Genomic DNA, 7,517 nt, shown 5'->3' with positions numbered 1-7,517 from the left:
CACGCGCGCCGAGAGCGGTCCCGGCTCGCGTCCGCGCGGGTCCGTCACGTCGATCCGCGCGACCTCCGCGTTCAGGCGCAGCGTCCCGCCGAGCTCCTCGAACTTCCGCGCGAAGCCCCGCACGAGCGCGCCCGTGCCGCCCATCGCGTAGTGGATGCCCCAGGTCTTCTCCACGAAGTGGATCATCGCGTAGATCGCGGGGACCTTGAGGGGATTGCCTCCCACGAGCAGCGTCTCGAAGCTGAAGACCTGCCGCATCTTGTCGCTCTCGAAGTACCTGCTGGTGAAGGAGAACAGCGTGCGGACCGCGTCGAGCCGCATGAGGTCCGGCACGACGCGCAGCATGGACGCCACGTCCCCGAAGTGCGTGTAGCCGAGCTCCAGGAAGCCCCGCTCGAAGATGGCGCGCGCGTCCTCGTGGAAGCGCTCGTAGCCCGCGAGGTCCTGGGGCGCGAGGCGCGCGATCTGCTCGCGGGTGCTGACGGGATCGCCGTCGTAGTCGAAGAAGGTGCCGTCGTCGAAGTAGATGCGGTAGAAGGGCAGGATCGGCACGAGCTTCACGTACTCGCGCGTGCGCGGTCCGCCGCTCTCCCCTGCCCGCACCCGCTCGGCCGTGACGACCTCCTCCGGGAAGTCGGGCTCGCCGAGCGCCGCCGCGTCCCGTTCGAGCGAGAAGAGCTCCTCGATGAAGTGCGGCACCGTGATGACCGTGGGTCCCATGTCGAAGGTGTAGCCGTCCACGACCTTCTGGTACGCGCGTCCGCCGGGCGCGTCGAGCTTTTCGAGGATGGTGGTGTCGAACCCGAGGCTCTGCAGGCGGATGCCCATGGCGAGCCCGCCGATACCCGAACCGATCACGATGGCCTTCTTGCGTCTCATGGGTGCCCACAGAAGAACAGGTGTCCGCGCGCGCGTCTGTGGGAATGACGGGGTTTCGTGCGGGGTTGCCCCGGGTGAGCGGCGAAGCGGGCGAGACTGACAGCGACGGCCTTCGCCGTCGAGACGTATAGAAAAAAGGATCATTGTTATGGCGACTGTCGCCATGCTTCATATCGATTCGGTTGTCGAAGTGACCGACAACGATCTGGACACCTACCTCCTGCAACTCTCCGGCAGGCTGGCCGCACTCGGCCACCGCGTCCTGCTCTTCACCCTCCGCGCGGAAGCGGCGCAGGAGGCACACGTCGAGCTCGCGCCCGGCCTGACCCTCTACCACGTGGATGCCGGGGCTCCCGACGACGCCCCTGACGGCGACCGGCTCGACGAGTTCAAGCGTGAGTTCGCGGCCCGCGTCGTCTCCATCGTGCGGGACCTCGATCATGCCGTGGACGTGGTGTACAGCCGCCGCCACCACGGAGTGATTCCGGGATTCCTCGTGACGCTGGGGCTACAGTTGCCCCTCTGGCGGTGGATCCACTACCACCAGGACCTCAGCGTCACCACATACCAGGTGCGCCAAGCGTGGCCCGTGACGCTGGGCAGCCCCTGGCACGCCCGTGTGGAGGAGGAACGGCGCGCCGCGCGCTACGCCCACAGCGTCGTCAACACGCCCAACGAGCGTGACGCTGTGCTTGCGTACCTCAGCCGTCGGGCGACAGTTCACGTCATTCCCGCAGTGGTGACCACGGACGCCTTTCCAATCAGCCGCCGAGACGCTCGTCGGGCACTCAATCCCCAGCTCAAAGGAGCCGCCCTGCAATCCTGCCTCGCAGAAAAGGTCCTGCTGCACGCGGGGGATTTCGACGAGGTCGCAGGACAGCTGATCCTGCTGGCCGCCTTCAGCACCTCCCGGGCCGACCGACTCGTTCTGGCGGGCGACTTCGACCTGAATCTCGACCATGACCGGAAGGCGTGGAACTGTGCCGAGCTCATCAGAATACGGACCGGGAAGAAGATCGACGTTCTCGGACGATTGTCACAGGAGAACCTGCGACGGTGTATGGCCGTCGCCGACCTCTACGTCTCGGCGGCCCGGGACGAGGCCTTCGGCCTGAACGTCCTGAACGCGATGGCGGCGGGCCTGCCGGTCGTCGCGGCGACCGGCGGAGGACACTCGTTCACCGTCCGGTCGGGCCTGACCGGATTCCTGGTGGACCGTGATCCCACCGCCTTCCAGGAAACCATCGACCTGCTGCTGACGCGACCGGACGTCCGGAAGCGCATGGCCGAACGGGCGTGGCGGCACGTGCGGGACAACTTCAGCTGGGATTGCTCTGCGGCCCTTCACGACGCGCTGATCCGTGAGGTCGTCGCGGGCTCGCCGAGCATGACCTGATCCGAGCGGGCGCTTCCTCCTCAGGAAGCGCCCGCTTCCTTTTGACGTTTCGGTCGGAGCACGTCGGGCAACGTCCGGAGGTGCGGAGATGATCGTCCACGAGGAGCGGCCCGGAGAGGCGGACCGACCGTGTCCCCGGAACTTCGTGCGGTCCTCGCGAGCCCCACGGGCGCGGGCGGGGAGAATGGGCGTGACGGCCACGCCGTCGTGACGTATAGAAAAGGATCTGAATCTATGGCGAGTATTGCCATCATCGCGCCAAGCTGGCGTTTCAATCAGACGAGGTTCGATCACGCCCGCATCACCAGGCTCGCGGAATTGCTTTCGCAACTCCACTTCGTGACCCTTTACACCTTACGTGTTTCGCGCGAGGGAGAGCAGGGACGGGACGAGGAGGGGCAGATCGGACAGCTCCGCATCGTGACCGTTCCTGTGACCGATACCGAGGCCGAGGAGACGGAACGCTTCGCCACGGTCGTCGCAGGCCGGGCTGGAGAGGCGTCCACGGACGTCGTGCTCAGCTACGAGACGAGCAACGTGCCCCTGGGCTCCAGGGTGGCGGGCCTGCTGGGCCATCCCCGCCGCTGGGTGTTCGTGCACACGCCCACCCTGAGGCTGGACGACGAGGCGCTCGCGTATGTCGCGGAGTTCGCCTTCAACGTCGTCCACTCGGACCACGTCGCCGCCCGCCTTCGGGCACGCCACCGGAAGGCGCGGATCGACGTTCTTCCACAGCCCATCGAGCGTACGACCCTCTTCGGCCGTGAGGAAGCGCGGAAACGTCTCGGTCTGAGCGCCGACCAGTTCGTTCTGGTGAACGGCTCGCCGAGGGACGCCAGGGAACCGTACGGCACGATCCTCAACGCCCTGCTGGAGGCACAACCCAGCGGCGCCCTGCTCCTGTACGACGAGGGCTGGGAAGCCTCGCCCTCCGGTTCGGAGGAAGGAGGACGGCGACAGGGACGCCTGAATGTGCCCGGTGAGCTGACCGCCGCCATGGAGGCGGCTGACGCCTACGTCAGCCTGCTCCAGGGCGACGAGGCCAACATGCGCATGATCGAGGCGATGGCGCGTGGCCTGCCCGTGATTGCGCTTCAGACCAAGATCAGGAGCAACGTCGTCCTCCCGTTCAACACGGGATTCACCGTAGGGAGGAGAGGCCTGAGCAACGCCCTCAAGTTCATTTCACAATGCCGTGACCTGCTTCCGGGCATGGGCGTCGCGGCGAAAGAACACGTCGGATGGGACTCGTACTTGGAACGGGTCGACGGCGTGATCCAACGTGTTCGACAGGCCTCATAGCTGACCGCGAGCGTTCCCGAATCCGGGAGCGCTCGCTTCCTTCTGTTTCGTCAGGCGCCGCGCAGCTGCCAGAGCACGCCGGGGATCATCAGGAGCTTGCGGGTGCCGCTGACGCTGGCGCGGCGGGTGAAGTTGTCCCAGCCGTTCTCCTCCAGGGACGTGAGGATGCCCTCGTAGGCGCGCGCGGCGGTCGCGACGGCCACGCGGCCCCGGCCGTGCAGGCGCGGGATGCCCGCGGAGCCCTCGCGGTACCAGTCGCGGGCCTGCGCGCAGAGGTGACGCAGGAGCGCCTCGTACTGCGGGCTGAGGCGGGCGTCCATCACGTCGGCCCGGGTGACGCCGAAGCGGTCCATGACGTCGCGTGGAAGGTAGAGGCGTCCGCGCGCGGCGTCCTCGCCGACGTCGCGGAGGATGTTGGTGAGCTGCATGGCCTGACCGAGCCGCAGGGCGCGCTCCAGGGTGCCCTGGCCGCCGTCGTAGCCGCAGATGGGCGCGATCATGAAGCCCACGACGCCCGCGACGCGGCGGCAGTACAGGTCGAGGTCGCGCGCGTCGCGGTACTCGTGCCCGTCGAGGTCCATGCGCAGGCCGAGCAGCAGCTCGTGGAAGGCGCCCTGCGGGATGGCGTAGCGCTCCACGGCCCAGGCGAGGGCCTCGCTGACGCAGTCGTCGGTGGGGCGGCCCTGGTAGGCGCGCTCCACGCGGTTCCACCACGCGTCCAGGCGGTCGGCGGCACCCTCGGGCGGGCCCTCGTCGACGGCGTCGTCGCCGTCGCGGCAGGCGGCGTACACGGCCCAGACGGCGAGGCGCTGTTCGTGCGGGAAGAAGCGCGAGCCGAGGTAGAAGGTCTTGGAGTGGTGCCGGGTGAGGGCGCGGCAGTGCTCGATCGCCGTGAGGGGCGCGCGGGTTGTGCGTTCTCGTTGCGCGATCAAGGGGCACGCTCCTTGGGGCTCGGGTCGGGGCGCCGGGAGGGCGCGGTCAGGCTGCGTTCTGGACGAAGTGTAGGGGGGTGGGCAGTGTCAGACCTCCTGTTTTCTTACAAAGAGCTGGAGGCACACTTCACCGTACCTGACGGTATGCACGGGCTGACAGCCGTCCAGGACACCTTCGACGTCGTCGGGATCGGGGAAGGTGGTGCCGCCGAGGCGCTCCAGGAGGCCCTGCACCTCGCCGCCCGTGCGGGTGACGTACATCAGCCAGAGCCGCCCGCCGGGCCGCAGGAGCCGCTGGAGTTCGCGCAGGCCGCCGGGCGGGTCGGTGAGCTCGTTGAGGGTGGCGCCGACGGTGACGCCGTCGAGGGCGCCGTCTGGGAGGCCGGTGTCCTGGATGTCGAACGCGGCCCAGTCGATGAGGGGGGAAGGCTCGCGGCGACGGGCCTGCGCGAGCATGGCGGGCGACACGTCGGTGGCGATGACGTGCGCGCCCGCGCGGGCGAGGACGCCCGCGTAGAAGCCGGTGCTGGTGCCCGCGTCGAGCCACGTCTCGCCGGGCGCGGGCCGCGCGAGCCCCAGGAACAGGGCGGCCTCGCGCTCCAGGGTGAGGGGGTGACCGCTGATGAGCCGCAGGGACCGCGCGCGCCACGCGTGGTAGCCGAGGGCGGTGACCGGCCACAGGTTGCTGCGCTGGGCGGGCGTCAAGGTGCGTTTTGGGCTCGCGAAGGGCGATTGGTCCCGTTTCAGTCCTTCTTTAGAGTGACCCCCGGTCCACATGGCAACCATTATGCTGTGACTCAATTGGGCGGTCTGTATGCCGCCAGAGAGGTTTCGCATGCAACCACAAGAACCGAAAAGTATTGGAGGCGCGCTCGTCGACGTGTTCGACGCGGCGCTGTCACTGGTCAAGGCCGAGCTGCGGACCATCTCGCGGCGGGTCGGGGACGTCGTCAAGGCCAAGGGGCTGGGCGTGGTCCTGCTGCTGGCCGCGGCGGCGCCGCTGAGCCTCGCGCTGATCTTCCTGATCCTCGCCGTGTACTTCGGCCTGATCGCGCTGGGCCTCCCGGCCTGGGCGAGCGCGCTGATCATCGCGGTGGTGGCGCTCGTCGTGACGGGCGTCCTCGTGATGATGGGCATCCGTCGTCTGTCCGCCGAGGTGAAGGACGACTCGCGTCCGGCGGACGTGCGGGCCCGCGAGGAGGCCGAGGAGGCGCAGAAGCGTCTGGAGCAGGCCGAGAAGCAGTACGAGAAGGGCGTGAAGCAGGGCGAGAAGAAGGTGGAGAAGGCCGAGCGGGACTACGAGCGCGCGCAGCGCGATCTCGTCCGCGAGGAGCAGCACGCGTCGGGCGGAGCGCCCTACGCCTCCACGGGACCCGCGTCGTACGCGGCCACGGGCGCCCCGTCTCCGTCCTCTTCCGGCGCGCCGTCGCATTCGGGGCACACCCGCCCCGCCGGGACGCCTCCCACCGTGACGACGCCTCCGGTGTCCGCGCGTGAGGAGGAGGGCATTCCCGTCAGCACGAAACCCCAGCTCGATCAGGAGGACCGCAAGTGACCGCTCCCCGTGAACGTGACGCGGCGCGCGAGCAGCTTCGCCGCTCGGTGGACCAGCTCTCGGACCGCGCGAACCTGTACGCGCAGATGCAGAAGGATCCTCTCAAGGTCATCGGCGGCGCGAGCGGCGTGGGGCTGGTGCTGGGCCTCCTGATCGGGACGCGCGTGCGGCGCACCCGCAGGATCTACGTGGACGCGACGTCGCATCCGCGTGACCAGAAGGCCTTCGCGAAGGCGCAGCAGCAGGTCGCGAAGGGCGGTCGGGGCGGCATCGGCGGCGCTCTGGGCGCGGCGATCCTGACCATCGCGATCCGGGTGCTGCAGGAGCGCGTCCTGCGTCCCCAGCTGGAGCGCGTCGCGGATCAGATCAACGAGCGCGCGGCGGACCGTTCGGCGCGTCCGGCGGTGGTGCCCGCGGGGCCCTCGACGGCGGTGGCGCACGATCCGAAGCGTCCCATGTAGGACCCGTCCGGGTGGGCGGCGGGGCGGTGCGTTCGGCACCGCCCCGCCGCCTTTTGATCGGTCGTTCTCACGTGGTAGACTCGGGCGTGAGCAAACGGCAGACCAGGCAACGCGAGGCGATCTTCGAGGTGCTCCGGGACGCGGCGGGTCCGCTGAGCGTCCCGGAGGTGCTGTCGCGCGCGCAGGAGCGCCTGCCGGGCCTGGGCACGGCGACGGTGTACCGTACGCTCAAGCTGCTGCAGGAGGACGGCCGCGTGCGCGCGCTCACCCTGGACGGGGAATCGCGCTTCGAGAGCGCGGGGCGCGGGCATCACCATCACTTCGCCTGCCGGGAGTGCGGCGGCGTCTTCGACCTGGACCTGTGTCCGGTGGCGCTCCCGTCGGGGACGGTCTATCCGGGCGGCTTCGTGGTGGAGGCGCATGAGGTGACGCTGTACGGTCGCTGCCCGGGTTGTGTCGCCAAGGCTTGACCTGAGAGTACGTTCTCAATTAGGGTGGGCGCATGCGTTTCCTCGCCCTCACCGCCCTGCTGCTCGGCGTGGCCCACGCGGCCGCCGCGAGGCCCTCCGTCGTCGTGACCTTCGCGCCGTACGCGTCGGTCGTGCGTGACGTCGCCGCGCCCGACGCCGACGTGATCCAGCTCGTGCCCAGCGGCGCGAACCCGCACGCCTTCGAGCCGAAACCCGGCGACGTGCGCGCGGTCGCGGGCGCGGAACTCGTGGTCCTCGCGGGGCTCGGCGTGGACGCCTGGATGGACCCCCTCGTGAAGTCCAGCGGCACCCGCGCGCGCGTCCTGCGGATCGGGGAGCGCGTGCCGTTCACGCCCATCTCCTCGCACGCGGACGAACGCGGCGTGGAGCACGCGGACGGGCACGCGGACGAGGGCGCCACGGACCCGCACGTCTGGCTCGACGCGAGCATCATGGCGCGCGCCGCGACGCTCCTCGGGGAGGAACTCGCGAAGGCCGATCCCGCCCGGGCCGCGGCGTACC

9 protein-coding genes are annotated in these 7,517 nt (G+C 69.4%); 6 read left to right on the top strand and 3 right to left on the bottom strand.

Features of this window, described 5'->3' with window-relative positions; all coding sequences use genetic code 11:
• Positions 1 to 879, bottom strand: an 879-nt coding sequence (locus DEIPI_RS29880) for an FAD-dependent oxidoreductase (protein WP_045234029.1), incomplete at its 3' end; no start/stop codon positions are given.
• Between the two features lie 163 nt (positions 880 to 1,042).
• Here DEIPI_RS29880 and DEIPI_RS0109455 point away from each other — a divergent pair.
• Both DEIPI_RS0109455 and DEIPI_RS0109450 read left to right on the top strand, forming a co-directional pair.
• On the top strand, positions 1,043 to 2,275 hold the full coding sequence (locus DEIPI_RS0109455; RefSeq protein ID WP_169737062.1) for a glycosyltransferase: 1,233 nt from the start codon (positions 1,043 to 1,045) through the stop codon (positions 2,273 to 2,275).
• A 234-nt stretch (positions 2,276 to 2,509) separates the two neighbouring features.
• Positions 2,510 to 3,577 carry a glycosyltransferase gene (locus DEIPI_RS0109450; RefSeq protein WP_027481625.1) on the top strand — a complete coding sequence of 356 codons (1,068 nt, stop codon included), beginning with the start codon at positions 2,510 to 2,512 and terminating at the stop codon, positions 3,575 to 3,577.
• A gap of 50 nt (positions 3,578 to 3,627) precedes the next feature.
• Here DEIPI_RS0109450 and DEIPI_RS0109445 read toward each other — a convergent pair whose 3' ends face one another.
• Together DEIPI_RS0109445 and DEIPI_RS29875 are read right to left on the bottom strand one after the other, a co-directional pair.
• Positions 3,628 to 4,509 carry a phytoene/squalene synthase family protein gene (locus DEIPI_RS0109445; RefSeq protein ID WP_342667506.1) on the bottom strand — a complete coding sequence of 294 codons (882 nt, stop codon included), beginning with the start codon at positions 4,507 to 4,509 and terminating at the stop codon, positions 3,628 to 3,630.
• An 87-nt stretch (positions 4,510 to 4,596) separates the two neighbouring features.
• Positions 4,597 to 5,214: a class I SAM-dependent methyltransferase gene (locus DEIPI_RS29875; protein WP_052351672.1), complete on the bottom strand. Its 618-nt coding sequence runs from the start codon at positions 5,212 to 5,214 to the stop codon at positions 4,597 to 4,599.
• Positions 5,215 to 5,344: 130 nt separating this feature from the next.
• Here DEIPI_RS29875 and DEIPI_RS40910 point away from each other — a divergent pair, with 130 nt between their 5' ends.
• From DEIPI_RS40910 to DEIPI_RS29865, 4 genes are all read left to right on the top strand, one after another.
• Positions 5,345 to 6,064, top strand: coding sequence for a phage holin family protein (locus DEIPI_RS40910; RefSeq protein ID WP_045233980.1), 720 nt, complete (start codon positions 5,345 to 5,347; stop codon positions 6,062 to 6,064).
• Positions 6,061 to 6,525 (top strand): hypothetical protein, encoded by a 465-nt coding sequence (locus DEIPI_RS29870; protein ID WP_052351670.1) that lies wholly within the window; start codon positions 6,061 to 6,063, stop codon positions 6,523 to 6,525. The genes DEIPI_RS40910 and DEIPI_RS29870 overlap by 4 nt, the downstream gene beginning before the upstream one ends.
• An 86-nt stretch (positions 6,526 to 6,611) precedes the next feature.
• On the top strand, positions 6,612 to 6,995 hold the full coding sequence (locus DEIPI_RS0109425) for a Fur family transcriptional regulator (RefSeq protein WP_027481622.1): 384 nt from the start codon (positions 6,612 to 6,614) through the stop codon (positions 6,993 to 6,995).
• A 32-nt stretch (positions 6,996 to 7,027) separates the two neighbouring features.
• A partial coding sequence (locus DEIPI_RS29865) for a metal ABC transporter substrate-binding protein (RefSeq protein ID WP_157463589.1) occupies positions 7,028 to 7,517 on the top strand: 490 nt, incomplete at its 3' end.

The sequence above is a fragment of the Deinococcus pimensis DSM 21231 genome (assembly GCF_000519345.1).
In the GTDB taxonomy this organism is placed as follows: domain Bacteria; phylum Deinococcota; class Deinococci; order Deinococcales; family Deinococcaceae; genus Deinococcus_A; species Deinococcus_A pimensis.
This window is presented reverse-complemented; position numbering and strand designations above follow the sequence as displayed.

Excerpts from the sequence above, each read along its gene's own strand:
- DEIPI_RS0109455 (WP_169737062.1), top strand. The coding sequence starts at position 1,043 with ATGCTTCATATCGATTCGGTTGTCGAAGTGACCGACAACGATCTGGAC.
- DEIPI_RS0109450 (WP_027481625.1), top strand. The coding sequence starts at position 2,510 with ATGGCGAGTATTGCCATCATCGCGCCAAGCTGGCGTTTCAATCAGACG.
- DEIPI_RS40910 (WP_045233980.1), top strand. The coding sequence starts at position 5,345 with ATGCAACCACAAGAACCGAAAAGTATTGGAGGCGCGCTCGTCGACGTG.